This window comes from Methylosinus sp. Ce-a6 (assembly GCF_009811655.1).
Classification (GTDB): Bacteria; Pseudomonadota; Alphaproteobacteria; order Rhizobiales; family Beijerinckiaceae; genus Methylosinus.
In genome coordinates this window covers 76,956-91,580 of the sequence record NZ_BGJX01000002.1, presented here as the reverse complement: position 1 = coordinate 91,580, position 14,625 = coordinate 76,956, and the positions used below count along the sequence as shown (strand labels likewise).

General features: G+C 61.6%; 21 protein-coding genes. 17 read left to right on the top strand and 4 right to left on the bottom strand.

Annotation, left to right across the window (positions count from 1 at the left end; translation table 11 throughout):
* Positions 1 to 99: 99 nt before the first annotated feature.
* The gene (locus tag Mspo_RS01815; RefSeq protein WP_159726234.1) at positions 100 to 519 is read left to right on the top strand and encodes a group II truncated hemoglobin; all 420 of its coding nucleotides are present in this window, start codon (positions 100 to 102) and stop codon (positions 517 to 519) included.
* A complete protein-coding gene (locus tag Mspo_RS01810) occupies positions 503 to 1,093 on the top strand; it encodes a hypothetical protein (protein WP_159726232.1) in 591 nt (196 codons plus the stop codon). Before Mspo_RS01815 ends, Mspo_RS01810 begins: the two co-directional genes overlap by 17 nt.
* A 114-nt stretch (positions 1,094 to 1,207) precedes the next feature.
* Here Mspo_RS01810 and Mspo_RS01805 read toward each other — a convergent pair whose 3' ends face one another.
* From Mspo_RS01805 to Mspo_RS01795, 3 genes are all read right to left on the bottom strand, one after another.
* Positions 1,208 to 1,966 (bottom strand): 4Fe4S-binding leucine-rich repeat protein, encoded by a 759-nt coding sequence (locus tag Mspo_RS01805; RefSeq protein ID WP_256366334.1) that lies wholly within the window; start codon positions 1,964 to 1,966, stop codon positions 1,208 to 1,210.
* Positions 1,967 to 1,991: 25 nt separating this feature from the next.
* Complete coding sequence (nifA, locus tag Mspo_RS01800; RefSeq protein WP_159726231.1) at positions 1,992 to 3,737, bottom strand: nif-specific transcriptional activator NifA; 1,746 nt, start codon at positions 3,735 to 3,737, stop codon at positions 1,992 to 1,994.
* Positions 3,738 to 3,884: 147 nt separating this feature from the next.
* On the bottom strand, positions 3,885 to 4,364 hold the full coding sequence (locus Mspo_RS01795; RefSeq protein WP_159726230.1) for a hypothetical protein: 480 nt from the start codon (positions 4,362 to 4,364) through the stop codon (positions 3,885 to 3,887).
* Between the two features lie 414 nt (positions 4,365 to 4,778).
* On the opposite strand from Mspo_RS01795, the gene nifB reads away from it, so the two are divergent.
* From nifB to Mspo_RS01725, 14 genes are all read left to right on the top strand, one after another.
* Positions 4,779 to 6,338, top strand: coding sequence for a nitrogenase cofactor biosynthesis protein NifB (gene nifB, locus Mspo_RS01790; protein ID WP_159726229.1), 1,560 nt, complete (start codon positions 4,779 to 4,781; stop codon positions 6,336 to 6,338).
* A gap of 146 nt (positions 6,339 to 6,484) precedes the next feature.
* Positions 6,485 to 6,718, top strand: coding sequence for a 4Fe-4S binding protein (locus Mspo_RS01785; protein WP_004448253.1), 234 nt, complete (start codon positions 6,485 to 6,487; stop codon positions 6,716 to 6,718).
* Entirely contained in the window at positions 6,715 to 7,065 is a 351-nt protein-coding gene (locus Mspo_RS01780; protein ID WP_159726228.1) for an iron-sulfur cluster assembly accessory protein, read from the top strand. Before Mspo_RS01785 ends, Mspo_RS01780 begins: the two co-directional genes overlap by 4 nt.
* A gap of 17 nt (positions 7,066 to 7,082) precedes the next feature.
* A complete protein-coding gene (locus Mspo_RS01775; protein WP_159726227.1) occupies positions 7,083 to 7,625 on the top strand; it encodes a hypothetical protein in 543 nt (180 codons plus the stop codon).
* The gene (locus Mspo_RS01770) at positions 7,615 to 8,439 is read left to right on the top strand and encodes a 4Fe4S-binding leucine-rich repeat protein (RefSeq protein WP_159726226.1); all 825 of its coding nucleotides are present in this window, start codon (positions 7,615 to 7,617) and stop codon (positions 8,437 to 8,439) included. Before Mspo_RS01775 ends, Mspo_RS01770 begins: the two co-directional genes overlap by 11 nt.
* Positions 8,420 to 8,716 (top strand): nitrogen fixation protein NifZ, encoded by a 297-nt coding sequence (locus tag Mspo_RS01765; RefSeq protein WP_159726225.1) that lies wholly within the window; start codon positions 8,420 to 8,422, stop codon positions 8,714 to 8,716. Before Mspo_RS01770 ends, Mspo_RS01765 begins: the two co-directional genes overlap by 20 nt.
* Positions 8,713 to 8,943 carry a nitrogen fixation protein NifZ gene (locus Mspo_RS01760; protein WP_159726224.1) on the top strand — a complete coding sequence of 77 codons (231 nt, stop codon included), beginning with the start codon at positions 8,713 to 8,715 and terminating at the stop codon, positions 8,941 to 8,943. Before Mspo_RS01765 ends, Mspo_RS01760 begins: the two co-directional genes overlap by 4 nt.
* Positions 8,944 to 9,018: 75 nt before the next feature.
* On the top strand, positions 9,019 to 9,231 hold the full coding sequence (gene nifT / locus Mspo_RS01755; protein WP_159726223.1) for a putative nitrogen fixation protein NifT: 213 nt from the start codon (positions 9,019 to 9,021) through the stop codon (positions 9,229 to 9,231).
* A gap of 3 nt (positions 9,232 to 9,234) precedes the next feature.
* Complete coding sequence (locus Mspo_RS01750) at positions 9,235 to 9,498, top strand: hypothetical protein (RefSeq protein ID WP_159726222.1); 264 nt, start codon at positions 9,235 to 9,237, stop codon at positions 9,496 to 9,498.
* Positions 9,499 to 9,504: 6 nt separating this feature from the next.
* Positions 9,505 to 10,656 (top strand): DegT/DnrJ/EryC1/StrS aminotransferase family protein, encoded by a 1,152-nt coding sequence (locus Mspo_RS01745; protein ID WP_159726221.1) that lies wholly within the window; start codon positions 9,505 to 9,507, stop codon positions 10,654 to 10,656.
* A 249-nt stretch (positions 10,657 to 10,905) separates the two neighbouring features.
* Complete coding sequence (locus tag Mspo_RS01740; RefSeq protein WP_159726220.1) at positions 10,906 to 11,211, top strand: 2Fe-2S iron-sulfur cluster-binding protein; 306 nt, start codon at positions 10,906 to 10,908, stop codon at positions 11,209 to 11,211.
* A gap of 19 nt (positions 11,212 to 11,230) precedes the next feature.
* A complete protein-coding gene (locus tag Mspo_RS01735) occupies positions 11,231 to 11,446 on the top strand; it encodes a hypothetical protein (RefSeq protein WP_159726219.1) in 216 nt (71 codons plus the stop codon).
* Positions 11,447 to 11,484: 38 nt separating this feature from the next.
* Positions 11,485 to 12,384: an SIR2 family protein gene (locus tag Mspo_RS01730; protein WP_159726218.1), complete on the top strand. Its 900-nt coding sequence runs from the start codon at positions 11,485 to 11,487 to the stop codon at positions 12,382 to 12,384.
* 34 nt (positions 12,385 to 12,418) lie between these two features.
* Positions 12,419 to 12,751, top strand: a complete 333-nt coding sequence (locus Mspo_RS01725; protein ID WP_159726217.1) for a ferredoxin — start codon at positions 12,419 to 12,421, stop codon at positions 12,749 to 12,751.
* A gap of 129 nt (positions 12,752 to 12,880) precedes the next feature.
* Here the strand turns inward: Mspo_RS01725 and Mspo_RS19770 are convergent, their stop codons facing one another.
* Complete coding sequence (locus tag Mspo_RS19770) at positions 12,881 to 13,693, bottom strand: response regulator (RefSeq protein ID WP_244613045.1); 813 nt, start codon at positions 13,691 to 13,693, stop codon at positions 12,881 to 12,883.
* Between the two features lie 20 nt (positions 13,694 to 13,713).
* Here Mspo_RS19770 and nifH point away from each other — a divergent pair, with 20 nt between their 5' ends.
* Entirely contained in the window at positions 13,714 to 14,601 is an 888-nt protein-coding gene (gene nifH / locus Mspo_RS01715; RefSeq protein ID WP_159726216.1) for a nitrogenase iron protein, read from the top strand.
* The last annotated feature ends 24 nt before the right edge of the window (positions 14,602 to 14,625 follow it).

Sequence of the window (14,625 nt, the reverse complement as noted above, 5' to 3'; positions counted from 1 at the left end):
CGCCCGCGCGGCTTCGCCGCGGTCCTATGGCGCGCGTCGCAGAAGGAGCCTATGGGCGAATGCCTCGGCATATGAATTGCTAGCTCGCGAGACATGACAATGGACGCCGTGCAAACGACAAAGACCGCATTCGACGTCATCGGAGGCCAGGTTGCGATCGATCGTCTCGTCGAGACGTTCTACCGCAATATGGACGTGCTGCCGCAGGCGCGCGGAATTCGCGCGATGCATGCGGCCGACCTCGGTCCCACAAAGGCGGTTCTGAAGCTCTATCTCGCCGAATGGCTGGGCGGGCCGAAGAGCTATTCCGAACAGCGGGGACATCCGCGATTGCGCATGCGTCATATGGGTTTCGCGATCGGGCCGGCCGAGCGCGACGCGTGGATGGCCTGCATGACGGGCGCGCTCGAAGAGGTGGTCGATGATGTGAGACTGCGTGAAACCCTGAAGCAGAACTTCGCCAAACTGGCGGATTGGCTACGTAACGATCCGGACAATCAACATGACAAGCATCACTGAAACGGCGTTCGCGACTTTGGAAGAGCAGAAGCGGCTGCTGAGCCCGGTTCACAAGGGCCCGACCGAAAAGCCCGGGCGCTTCGGCTTCCGCGGCAAGCTCGCCTTGAAATTCGCCCAGCAGTTCGCCGATGAGGCGCGGCCGCCGGAACTCTGCTCCGATCAGGTCATCGCGGTTGCGGAGGCCGCCAAGCCGACTTTCGACTTCTTCGCGCAGTGGGTCCTCTCCTTCGAGCATCTGGGCAACGTCCACGAAGTGCTGAAGAACCTCCTGAGCCCCACGGGCAAATATTTCATCTTCGCCAACAATATCGATCTGCTCAGCAAATATCAGGTCGAGCTCGATGGCATCAATTACTACGTGCTGCCGATCGACGAATCGACAGTCTACAACGAGCTGCTCGAGCTGTTCTATATCGAGAAGAACGATCTGAAGAAGCTGTCGACCGCCGGCAAGATCGACGCCGTCGCCAATGCGGGCATCGCCTTCGACCAGAAGTTCGAGAAGATCACCTTCGAGAAGGGCTTGGAAGTGATGGGCCCGGTGCGCAACCGCAACGAGAACCGCCCCGTCTGACGGGTCCGACAATCTCGATTTCGACCACGCAATCCAGGGGCCGATCAAGGCTCTGGATTGCTTTTTTTTTCGAGCAGACCGGCTGTCGATGGAAGGCGCGCTCGTCTCGGCTGGTCAGGCGCCTTCCAGCCGCGCCTTGGCGCAGGCGCGCACCAATTCGTCCTCGTCCTCGAGGAAAGATTGCAGCAGAGCCGGGGAGCAGCGCTCGGCGACGGTGAAGCGGACGCGCAAATCTTCGTCCTTGCTCATGGCGTCGAGCCGATCTTCGGGCAGGCGTTCGGCGACGACGAGGCGCACCAGCGGCTCCGAATCCTTGACGAGAAGATGCAGTTTCTCCACCGGGATGCGTCGCGCCACCCAGCGCCGCACCTCGGGATCCTCGTCGCGAACGGCGATCGGGAGCAGATCGGGCGAAAGCCTGCGGACGACATGAATGCGGACCAGATAATCCGGGTCCGAATACATGGCGAGCAGAGCGGCGCCTTCGAGCCTGTTGGCGACCACGATCCGAACGCGCGGCTCGGGATCGTGGACCAGCCGGGCGACTCGCGACGCCGGCAGGCGCGAGGCGGCGGTGGCGCGCACCTCGGGCTCGGGATCGTCGAGCAGCGGCGGCAGCCGCAACACGGAAGCATATCGTGCGGCGCGCGCGCGCACTTCGAAATAGGCGTGATCGAGATAGGAATCCGCCAGATGAGGATGCCCGCGGAAGAAGAGATCGACGCGTCTCGCCCGGCGGTCGCGCACGCAGGCTGAACCCTTGCGGCACAGGCCTTCGAGGTTCAGCGCCACATGGGAGCACTCCCTGCAGCGGATGGGACGCCCTCGCCAGTCCAGCGGGTCGTCGCTCAGGCTTTCTGGTTCCGCGGCCATTGGCGAGCCGTCTTCTTTCCTCGAATCAGAACTTCTTCACCGGAATGTCGTATTTTTGCAGCGCATAGCCGATTTGTCGAGGCGTGAGGCCGAGAAGGCGGGCTGCTTTGGCCTTCACCCATCCCGCCTGTTCCATCGCTTCGATGAGCTTGTCGCGATCCGAGCGGTGGTCGCTCTCAATGACCGTACAGTTTTCCGCGCCTGGACAGGCGGCCGGCGCGGCCGCGCTGACCGGAGCCGCCTCCTCGACAGGAGGGCGAACGGGAGCCGCGGGCCGTGGAGGGGGCGCCGGCGGCTGCGGCTTTGACACGATCGGAAGCGGCGTGAAGCTCGGCGCATGGAGGCCGCCGATCGTCGACTCGCGCGAGCCGTTCCACAGCACGGAGGACAGGCAGCCGTCGTTGCGGCAGGAAAAGTCCCTATCGGCGATCGCGTCGCCGCGGGCGAGCGTCGCCGTGCGATAGACGCAATTCTCGAGCTCGCGGATGTTGCCGGGGAAGCTGCATTCGTTGAGCACTTCCATCGCCGATTCGGAGAGCGTCAGATTGACGTTCTGCTCATTGTTGAAACGGCGGAGAAACTCATTGGCGAGCGGCGCGAGGTCGCCTTTGCGCTCGCGCAGCGGCGGCAGGAAGATCGGCACGACGCTGATGCGATAATAGAGATCGGCGCGGAACTCGCCTTTCTGAACCGCTTCTTCCAGATTGCGGTTGGTCGCGCAGACGAAGCGCACGTCGACCTTCATCGTCCGCGTGCCGCCGACACGCTCGAACTCGCCCTCCTGCAGCACGCGCAAGAGCTTGGCCTGGAAGGCCGGCGTGATGTCGCCGATCTCGTCCAGGAACAGCGTGCCGCCGTCGGCGAGCTCGAAACGACCCTTGCGCAAGGCCGCCGCGCCGGTGAAGGCGCCGCGCTCATGGCCGAATAGTTCGGATTCGAGCACGCTCTCGGGCAGAGCGGCGCAGTTCAGCTTGACGAAAGGCTTGCTCTGGCGCGGCGAGAGATTGTGGATCGCCGCGGCGAACAATTCTTTGCCGGTGCCCGACTCGCCGCGCAGCAGCACGGTCGACTTCGCCTTGGCGACGATGCGGATTTTGTCGACGACCGCGCGCACCGCCGGGCTCTCGCCGACAATGCCCTTGATCCCGTCGAACCGGGCCTCGATATGCGCCGGCCGGTCGCCCTTCTCGAGCCGCGCCTTCTCCTGCATCAGCCTCTCGCGGTCCCGCGCGATCAGCTTGTGCAGCCGCAAGGTCTGGCCCACCAGATTGGCGATCATTGTCAGGAAGCGGACGTCCCGATCGAAACGCACGGAGGAGCGGTCGCTATAGACGCGGTCCACCGTCAAGGTGCCGACGACGGCGTCGGCCTCCTTGATCGGCACGCCGATCAGCGAGAAGGGCCGCCCATCCGTCGGCCCCCATTCGGAGAGGTCCGTTCCCTCGAAGAGCGGCGAGGCGGCGACATTCTCGACGACGAGCGGCATCTTCGTCGCCACGATCTGGCCGACCGCGCGCTCGGGGAGATGCTCGAAGAATTTTTTGGCGTTGACCTCGCTCCAGCCCGAACCGACGACCACCTCTGGGTCGCCATGCGCATCGAGCAGGGCGATGAGGCCGTGGCGCATGTCGAGAAAGCTCGACAGGAGCGCCAAAACGCCGGCGAGCGTTTTCTCGAGACGATTGGGAGACGCCAAGAGTTTCGAGATTTCGTAGATTCCGACGAGAGCAGATTCGCTCGGGTCGAACGCGCGAGCCTGAGCCGTGTTCATGCCGCTTCCAGCTTCGTATCCCATCGACGTGCCTGACGTTGCGCGGGAATCGATCGTTCACCCTGGAATGATTAGCAACTAACGTGCCGTTACCGTGACAAAACCTTGGCCCGAACCGAGAGCGCTGCGCGCCTTCGTCTCAATGTTTTACGCAACGCCTTGGGCAAGCTCGAATATCACGGTCCAGCCAACGTATCCTTGCGGATCGAGAACCTTCAAAATCGCGAGGTTTTCCATCGCTTGCGCCTTGTTGCCCCGCTTCAACTGGATGAAGCTCAAAGCCTTTAATGTGTACAATGCAAAGCGTTCCGGCGAGCCCGGCGCCGTTTCTTTCGGCGGCCACAGATGTGGATCGAGCGGCCAGCCCGCCTGTCGCGTCGCTTCCGCGAGCCCTTGATTTGCGACGATCCAGGCGAAATCCAAGTTCCCCATATAAGTGTGAATCTTATAGAGGCAGTAGTAGGCCGGCAATTCGTGGGGCGAGAGCTCCAGCGCCTCCCGAAACAGTTCGTCTGCGCGCGCCCGGTCGGTCCGATGGGCGAGGACGCCTTTTTGCAAGAGTTCGTTGACGGCAGGCGAGAGTTCGCCGAAGTCGACGAGATCGTTTTCGCGAGTGAGGTCGTTCATGCCGCGCCCGCAGGCAAATGTCGCGCCACGCGGCCGGCCCGATCGCGCGCTCCGAGCGGCGTCGCTCGGCCGCTCCGGCCCCGCAGGGAGATGCTCGGATCGTCCCTTCGAAAGCGCCGGCGACGCCGAGCGGCGGCCTCGTCCGAAGGCAGGAGGCGCCGGCGGCAAAGTGTCGCGTTATCGACAGGCTGCTGAGGCGCTTTCCGACATGTGTCGGTATCTGGACAGGTTCCAAACAAATGAAACTCGTCTTATAATTTCAAGTTGTTAGAGAAATATTCTCGCATGGCATGCTTGTTGCGAACCTCGTGTCCGGACACCGCTTCCGCGACAGCGCCGGCGCAATGGCAGACGGATATGTCGCGACTGCGTTCCGCAAGGGTTTGAAACTCTTCAACTCGTGAGGAACCGAACATGGAATCTCTTTCTACCGAAACTATCGACGTCGGTCAGGCTCAATCGATCGACGATGTGATGCAGAAGGTCGCCGAGCACAAGGGTTGCGGCACCTCCGGCGGCAGCGGCAAGGCGAGCTGCGGCTCGGGCGCCGGCGAGAACGACCTTCCGCAGGAAATCTGGGACAAGGTCAAGAACCACCCCTGCTACAGCGAAGAGGCGCATCACCACTATGCGCGCATGCATGTCGCCGTCGCTCCGGCGTGCAACATTCAGTGCAACTACTGCAACCGCAAGTATGATTGCGCCAACGAGTCGCGTCCCGGCGTCGTTTCCGAGAAGCTGACGCCCGAGCAGGCCTCCAAGAAGGTGCTGGCTGTCGCGTCGACGATCCCGCAGATGACCGTTCTCGGCATCGCCGGCCCGGGCGACCCGCTCGCCAATCCGGAGAAGACCTTCAAGACCTTCGAGCTGATCTCGCAGACGGCGCCGGACATCAAGCTCTGCCTGTCGACGAACGGCCTCGCTCTGCCCGAGCATGTCGACACGATCGCCAAATACAATGTCGATCACGTCACGATCACCATCAACATGGTCGATCCGGACATCGGCGCGCAGATCTATCCGTGGATCTTCTGGAACCGCAAGCGCATCTTCGGCCGTGAGGCCGCCGAGATCCTGACGCAGCACCAGATGCGCGGCCTCGAGATGCTGACCGAGCGCGGCATTCTCTGCAAGGTCAACTCGGTGATGATCCCGGGCATCAACGACAAGCATCTCGTCGAGGTGAACAAGGCGGTGAAGTCGCGCGGGGCGTTCCTGCACAACATCATGCCGCTCATCTCCTCGCCCGAGCACGGCACCGTGTTCGGCCTCAACGGCCAGCGCGGCCCGACGGCTCAGGAGCTGAAGGCGCTGCAGGACAGCTGCGAAGGCGAGATGAACATGATGCGCCATTGCCGCCAGTGCCGCGCCGACGCGGTCGGCCTGCTCGGCGAGGATCGCAGCGCGGAGTTCACCACCGACAAGATCATGGCGATGGAAGTCACCTATGATCTCGAGTCGCGCCAGGCTTACCAGGCGCAGGTCGAGATCGAGCGTCAGAAGGTTGCGGCGGCGAAGAACGCCGAGCTCAACACGCTCGCCGGCGAGGGCAATGAGGACATCAAGATCCTGATCGCCGTCGCGACCAAGGGCTCGGGCCGCGTCAACGAGCACTTCGGCCATGCGAAGGAGTTCCAGATCTACGAGCTCTCCACCAAGGGCGCGAAGTTCATCGGTCATCGCCGCGTCGACCTCTACTGCCAGGGCGGCTATGGCGAGGAGGACAGCCTCGAGACGATCATCCGCGCGATCAATGATTGCACGGCCGTGTTCGTCGCCAAGATCGGCGGCTGCCCGAAGAACGACCTGCTCAAGGCTGGCATCGATCCGGTCGACGAATTCGCCTTCGAGTTCATCGAGCAGTCTGCGATCACCTACTTCAAGCGCTATCTCGACAAGGTGAACAGCGGCGAGATGGAGCATAAGGAGCGCGGCGACGCCACGATCCGTCAGGGCGCCTACATCACGGCCTGACGCGGATCGACCAGTATCCGCGAAGATCGAAGCGCGCGCCGCCCGGCGGCGCGCGTTTCGATCGAAACCGCGAATACGCAGAGAATGTGAGTTTCTAGAGTCGGCGACTCTCGAGCTCAGTGACGATGAGATGGAGGAGCAAGCAAATGACCTATAAGATCGTTGCTTCGCAATGCACGTCTTGCTCGGCGTGCGAAGCGGAATGCCCCAATGTGGCGATCTCCGAGAAGAACGGAACTTTCGTCATCAATCCGAAGAAGTGCACCGAGTGCATCGGCTACTTCGATGTGCCGCAATGCGTCGCGGTCTGCCCGGTCGACGACACTTGCGTCATCGACACGTCTCTCCCGCGTTACCAGGCTGCCGGGGGCGCGGCATGAATATCCAATTCACTCCCGCCGCGGAAAAATTCATCCGTCGCCTCGTCATGTTCGACGGCGGTCCGGGCTACGGGCTGAGCCTCATGGTCTCTCCGGGCGGATGCTCGGGAATGAGCGCCGAGTTCTCGGTGCAGCCGGCCCCGCGCGATGGCGAGCAGGCGTTCGACTTCCCGAGCTTCAAGCTGTTTCTGCCGGCGCAGAGCCGCTTGCTGCTCGACGGTGTGACGATCGACTTCAAGGAGACGGCCACTTCCACTGGCTTTTCCTTCATAGATCCCAAGGCGAAGGCTTGCGGATGCTCCTCGACGCAGAGCGTCGTCGAGCTGCCGGAGATTCCCGTGGCGTGAGTGGATAGGGACGCTTTATGTTGAACGGAGATGGCGCTCTACGCAGCGAGGCTTTCGATACGGGAGACGAAATTCTCTCTTCTCCCGTGTTCGGGGCCGGATTGCCGGCGGAAGCCGAGCGCCATCTCCGCGAAGCGGCGCTGTCCTATCATCTCGACGACATCGCCGAGCAGCATCTGTTCGAGGCGCGCCGGCTGGCTCCCGATCATGTGGCTGTGCTGATCGGCCTCTATCGATTCTACTTTTACAAAAATCGGCTCCAAAACACTCTCGAGATCGCCAGAACCTGTCTCATTCGGGCGGCGATCGACAATTCTCTGCCGCTCGACTGGCGCGACGTGCGTAAGGGCGACGCCGATTTCGCCAATTACGAAGCGGTTCTGCCGCGTTTCTTCATGTTCGTTCTCAAAGGCTATGCTTATCTGCAGCTGCGCCTCGGCGAATATGAGGAAGGGCGCGAGGCCGCGCAAAAGCTCCTGGAGCTCGATCCGACCGACAAGGTCGGGGCGACCCTTCTCCTTTCCGTTCTTGCGGAAATGGAGGCCGACGATGTCGACTGACGAAATCGACGAAGCCATCGATTGGCGCGGCGTTCCCGTCGATTGCGGCGCCTGTCCGCATAATGAGCTGCTGGCGCAAGAGCGTTGCAAGCCGCTCAGAGCCTGTGTCTTCGACCGCTATGCGCGCCGCATCGATCGGTTCTTCGACTGGAATCCCGAACTCGCGCGTCATTATCTGACGCACCCCTATTTCGAAGTGCGCGCCTGGGCCGCCAAGGCGGCCGAGATCTTTCTGTTGCCGGCGCTGCTCGACGATCCCGAAGAGGCGGTTCGCTGGAGCGCCGCGCGGAGGCTGCCGGATCGCTATCTCCTGAAGCTGCGCAATGACCCGCATCGCGAAGTGCGGATCAGGGTCGCTCATCGGCTCGATCCAGTCGATCTTCTGCCGATGATCGAGGATCGCGATTACTATGTGCGCCAGGTCGTCGCCCGACGCATTTCGCCCGATCTCCTCGTGCTGATGATCGAGGACGACGATGTCGAGGTCCGGCGGGTCGTGGCGAAGCGCATCTCGCCGCAGGCGCTGAAACGCATGACGACAGACGCCGACGCGGGCGTCCGCTTCGAGGCGGCGCAGAGGCTCGACGCCGCTCAGCTCCCCGACCTCATCGGCGATGCGGATTGGCGCGTTCGCTATGAGGTGGCGCGGCGCGCCTCACTTTCCGGCATCGAGCCGCTTTTATCGGACGAAGATCCGATTGTCAGGGAAACGGCCGAAGCGCGTCTCGGAAAAAGGCCGGACCCGTCCGGGGGAAGTCTTTCGAGCGCAACCACAGCCAGATCGAGGAACGGATATGAGCAATATCAACCGTGACGACGGCTCCGTCGAGCTCAACGACCCGCCCGCCTTCAATTATGGCGAGAAGGTCAAATCGAAGAAAGTGGTCCGGAACGACGGAACCTTTCCCGGCAAGGACGTCGGCGAGATTCTCGTGAAGAAGGGCGAGATCGGCTATGTGTCGAGCATCGGCACATTTTTGCAGCAGTTCTACATTTATGGCGTCGAATTCGTCGAGACCGGCTATAAAGTAGGCATGCGCAAGAAAGAGCTCGAGCCTGTCGAAGTGGTCACCGAAGAGGCGGCCCGATGAGCGGCGGAAGATACGACTGGGGAATGCGCGTGCGCGCCACCGTCGATCTGTTCAACGACGGCTCCCATCCGGGCCATGAGCCGGAAGCGCTCCTCGTCAAGGCCGGCGATCCCGGCGAGATCGTCCAGATCGGTCAGCACATGGAGACCGACACGCCGATCTACATCGTGGAGTTTTCCGAAAAGCTGGTGATCGGCTGCTTCGAGGAGGAGATCGAGCCGGCGTGACGCGGCGATTTTTCACACGACTCGCGGTATGAACATTGCTAAACGATTTGGGTAAATCTAACAGCGAGGCGCAATGTGAAAGTCATGATCCGCAGAGGCTCCGACGGTGTTCTTTCGGCCTATGTGCCGAAGAAGGATCTCGAAGAGCCGATCGTCGAGCAGGAAAGCCCCCAATTGTGGGGCGGCACGGTGACCCTCGCCAATGGTTGGATTCTTCAGCTGCCCGAAATGGCGGCGGAGACTTCGCTTCCCATCACGGTCGAAGCGAAGAAAGTAAGTGGAGACTGAAAAATGCCGATCGCGACCGAGCAACTCGAGGCGATCGATGCGACGCTCGCGACGGCGGCCGCCGATCAGGCGGCCGTTTCCGCTCTGAAGCAAGTCGCGCCCGGCCTGAGCGCGATGCGCTGCGACAAAGCGGACATTCAGGACGAGACGCCGTTTCGCAGCTATGAGAAATGCGATCTCTTTCTGATCGACGGGCGCGATCATTGCGTCAAGATCACCTCCGATCCTTCTATCGCCACAGGATTGGTTGTTGCCCCGAAAAGGTGAGAGCGGATGCAGACGACCTTTTTGCCGCTGAATGATCCGGACCTCGCCCAGAGCGATCTCGACGCGGTCGTCGAGACGATCACCTCGCCTCGGCTCTCGTCCGGACCCAAGGTCGAGGAGTTCGAGGCGGAATTCGCCAGCTATCTCGGCCGCAAGCATGCGATCGCGGTCTCCAGCGGAACGATCGGCCTAATGCTGACGCTGAGGGGCTATGGGATCGGGCCGGGCGACGAAGTCGTCGCCTCGGCGCATTCCTTCCGCGAGACGACGCATGCGATCGCGCTGGCCGGCGCGCGGCCGGTCTTCGCGGACATCGATTATTGGGCCGGCACGCTCGCGCCCGAAAAAGCGGACGCCGTCATCACCGAACGGACCAAGGCCATCGTCGCCGGCAACACCAACGGCCACCCGGCGCCCTGGGAGCCATTTCGGCAGTTGGCTGACGCGAAGAAGCTGTTTCTCATCGAAGATTCGACGGAGGCGATCGGCTCGGTCTACAAGGGCAAGCTCGTCGGCTCCTTCGGCGATTGCGCCGTATTCGATTTCTCGCAGCCCGGAGTCATCGCCTGCGGCGAAGGCGGAATGATCGTGACCGACGACGACGATCGGGCCGCGACGATCCGCAATCTGCGCAGCCGCAGGATCGCGGAGCGCTCTTCCGTCGTGCTCGGCGCCTATCCGCCCATGCAGGCGGCGATGAGCGACATCACCGCGGCGCTCGGCCTCGCGCAATTTCGTCGGCTCGAGCTGCTGCTCGCGCGCAGGACCCGGGTCGAGCGCTGGTTCTATCAATATGTGAAGTCCTTCGAAGGGATCAAAGATCCTTACATCGCGCCGGATGTCGACGAGGTTCACTGGTTCCTCTATGTCGTCCATCTGGGCACGCGCTTCTCTCGCTCGAGCCGAGACCAGATCATCGAAGACCTGCATACGGAAAAGATAGAGGCGGCGGCCTATTCTCACCCGCTGCATCTGCAGCGCTACTATTTCGACCTCGGCTATCGTCGCGGCAATTTCTTCGTGACCGAGAAGGTCGCGGATCGCGCCGTCGCCCTGCCGTTCCATGCGCATCTCACGGAAAATCAGGTCGCCTTCATCGTCGGCACGATGAAGGACGCGTCGATCAATGTGGGCGCGGGCGCGGCGATCTATCTTTAGAAAGACGCGCCGGCCTCGCCGTCGGCGCGTCCACTTTTCCCGCGTCATTGTCCAAAAACGGACGCGATGACAGAGCCGGCCGGTTCGAAATTTCGAGCGCGCGACGCGAAACTCTCCAAAACTGACGTTTTTCTGCGGGATTTCCGGGAATCCGCGCGTTTGCGCGGCTTTCTCGTCCCGTAATTTAGAGTGGTTCGAAACTTGCTGGACGAAGGTCGTGAGGACCTTTGGCAAGGAGGAGTGAACGACATGCCGGTACTGACCATTCTGCCGTCAGGCAAAACCATCGAGGCCGAGCCGGGCAGCAGACTTCTGGATGCGATACTCGCGGCTGGGGAAAGCATTCCCAGCAAATGCGGGGGAGAGGCCAAATGCGGCACATGCCATGTTTTCGTCCAGGAGGGAAAGAAGAGCCTGTCGAAGACAACGCGCGCCGAAAACGAGCGTTTGGATTCGATCGTCGGCGTCGGCTCGAAGTCGCGTCTCGCTTGCCAATCCAATTTCGGATCTGAAAACGTCACGGTCGAGCTGCTGGGCTTCGACTCGGGTCGCTGACAACCGGAGGGGAATCGAAATGAGCGATAAATCTGTCGTGATCCACGTCCGTTTCTACAATGACGGCTCGGTCCACGAGATCGGCGAGCGGCCCGCCAGCCTGTCCGGTCAGCAGTGGTTCGACAAGCTGAGCAACACCTACGCCATGGACTACATGGCTCTGTCCGGCGGCCGCGGCGCCTTCAAGCTGACGCCCGAAGAACTCGATACGGTCAAGAGCGCCTCGCTTCAGTGACCGATAATGCCACCGGGTTCGACGAGAGGAGAACACACGTGCTGAGCGAAATCAAAACGGGGTTTGAGCGAGGCCTCGTGATTCCCTATCTCGGACCCGGCGTGCTGACGCTGGCGACGGACGGGACCCCAATTCCCGCCTCACCCGAAGAATTGGTCGTGCAGCTGACCAAAGCTGCGACCGTGCCGCACAAGATTCGCAACAATCTGACCGCCGCGGCGCAATACATAGAGAACTTCAAGCACCGCAAAACCATCTCCGCGGTGATGAGCAAGGCTTTCGAGCAGACGCCCGAGCCGAGCGTTCTGCACAAATGGCTCGCGGAACAGCCGAGTCTGCCGCTCCTCGTCAACGCCTGGTACGACGATCTTCCGCAAAAGGCGCTGGTGGCGCGAAAGAGCTGGGGCATTGTGCAAGGCGTGTCGCAAGCCGAGCATTTCGGCTATTGGGTGAACTACTTCCGCTCCGACCTCTCCCTCGTCCCCAACAAGGAGTTCCTGCGCGACGGTTCCGGCGCGAAGGCTCCCGCCGAGGCGCCGGAAGAGACCTTGTCTTGGGCCACGCTGCTCTATCAGCCGATCGGCTCGGTCACGCCGGCCGCCAATTACATCGTGTCGGACTCCGACTATGTCGAAGTTCTGACAGAGATCGACATTCAGACGCCGATCCCCGAAACCGTGCAAACGGTCCGAAAAGGCCGCAACTTCCTTTTCCTCGGTTGCCGCTTCTCCACGCAGCTCGAACGGAATTTCGCCCGCCAGATCATGAAACGTTCCTCCGATCGCCATTGGGCCGTCATCGAGGGAAGCCTGACGAAGAACGAAACGAAATTCCTCCGAGAACAGAACATCGAGCGCATCGACACGCCGCTCGCCGAATTCGTGTTGGGTCTCACCGGCCGACCCGTCTCCGTTTCGAAGGCGGACGCCGCGGCCTGAGGGCCGGACGAAATCGACAGTCCAGGAATAGAAAATGCTCGAAGAACTTCCTGTCGTATTCAAATATCATGTGTTCACCTGTTTCCAGCAGCGTCCGCCGGGACATCCGCGCGGCAGCTGCACGACATCGGGCGCCAAGCCGCTGTGGGATCGCCTGCAAGCGAAGCTCGGAGCGCAGCCTCTTCCGGACGTGTCGATGACGGCGACGGGCTGTCTCGGCTTTTGTCGCGCCGGCCCGCTGATGGTCGTCTATCCGCAAGGCGTGTGGTATGCGCCGCGCACGCCGGAAGATATAGACGAGATCGTGCAGTCGCATTTCATCGAAGGAAACCCTGTCGAACGCTTGATCATCGTGCCGCAATTGTAATCGACACGACCAATGAAAAGAAAAAGCCCGCGGCTTGCCGCGGGCGTTTTCTTTTTGCGATGGCTCGGTCGAAACAAAAAGCCGGAGCGCGTGCTCCGGCTCTGTTTCTGTAATTGAATTTTGCCGTCTTCAGAGAACGTTCAACGGGATGGCGACGCCCTGCCGGCGACCGAGCAGAACATCGACTTTTTGTCGCACGAATTCGACGGTCAGCGGCTTCACGATATAGCCATGCGCGCCGGCGGACTGGCATTCTTTGCCAAATCCGCTTTCGAGCGAATCGACGATCACGAGAACTTTCACGCCGCCGATCCGCTTGGGGATTTCCGCCAAAACAGCAGTTCCGGCGGTCTTCACGACGTTTTCCGACAAGATGAGGAGATCGGGCTTTTGCGCTGCGGCTTTCTCGAAAGCCGCGTCGAGGCTCGTCACCTCGTGAGTCTCATATTCGTCGTGCAGCATGAACTGAAGCGCCGCCCGAATGATCTCGTCGTCGTCGACGACGAAAATTCGCTTGTTTTCGACCGCACGGGACGTTTCGACGCCGATTTGCATCTCGTCTGCTCCAAGGTTTACCTGCACTCTTTGAAAGCAATCGCTATGCCGTCGAAGGGAAGCCGGCGCCGCGAGCGAGCGTGCAAAACTTACAATCGCTCCAAAACAAAGGCCGCCAAAAAGCCCTTCGTCCGATTCCGCGCACGACTGTCGGCTTTGACACACCTGCCGCCAACCGTTGCCGTCGCATGGATAACATCTTGAAATCATAAGTCTTGCTTGGTTGTCGTCAGGCTGGCACGCCGCTTGCGAGACAGGGCCCGCAAGGCGAGTGGCTGCGGATTGGGCGGCCCCGAACACCAAGGGGGCGATCCCGCAACCGGCGCCGGGCTCGGTCGGACAAGACGACTTCGGCCTGCGCGCCGTGCGCGCCGATCGCAATGACACGGTATCTTAAGGAGACAGAAATGTCAGAACTTCGACAGATCGCGTTCTACGGCAAGGGCGGTATTGGCAAGTCCACGACCTCCCAGAACACTCTCGCGGCTCTCGCGCAGACCGGCAAGAAGATCCTGATCGTCGGCTGCGACCCCAAGGCCGACTCGACGCGCTTGATCCTCCACGCCAAGGCGCAGGACACCATCCTGTCGCTCGCGGCCGAGGCCGGCTCGGTCGAGGACCTCGAGATCGAGGACGTGATGAAGATCGGCTTCGAGGATATCCGTTGCGTCGAGTCCGGCGGTCCGGAGCCGGGCGTCGGCTGCGCCGGCCGCGGCGTCATCACCTCGATCAACTTCCTCGAGGAGCAGGGCGCTTATGACGGCGTCGACTACGTCTCCTACGACGTGCTCGGCGACGTGGTTTGCGGCGGCTTCGCCATGCCGATCCGCGAGAACAAGGCCCAGGAAATCTACATCGTCATGTCCGGCGAGATGATGGCCATGTATGCGGCCAACAACATCTCCAAGGGCATTCTGAAGTATGCCAACTCCGGCGGCGTGCGCCTGGGCGGGCTGGTCTGCAACGAGCGCCAGACCGACAAGGAGTACGAGCTGGCGGAATCCCTCGCCAAGAAGCTCGGCACCCAGCTCATCTACTTCGTGCCGCGCGACAATATCGTTCAGCACGCCGAGCTGCGCCGCATGACGGTCGTCGAGTACGCTCCCGACTCCGCGCAGGCCGGCCATTACCGCAACCTGGCCAATAAGGTCCATGCGAACAAGGGCAACGGAATCATCCCGACCCCGATCACCATGGACGAGCTCGAAGACCTGCTCATGGAGCATGGCATCATGAAGGCGGTCGACGAGTCGCAGGTCGGCAAGACCGCGGCCGATCTCGCCGCGATCGCGTAAACCGTTTGAAAGCATGCGGCCCGG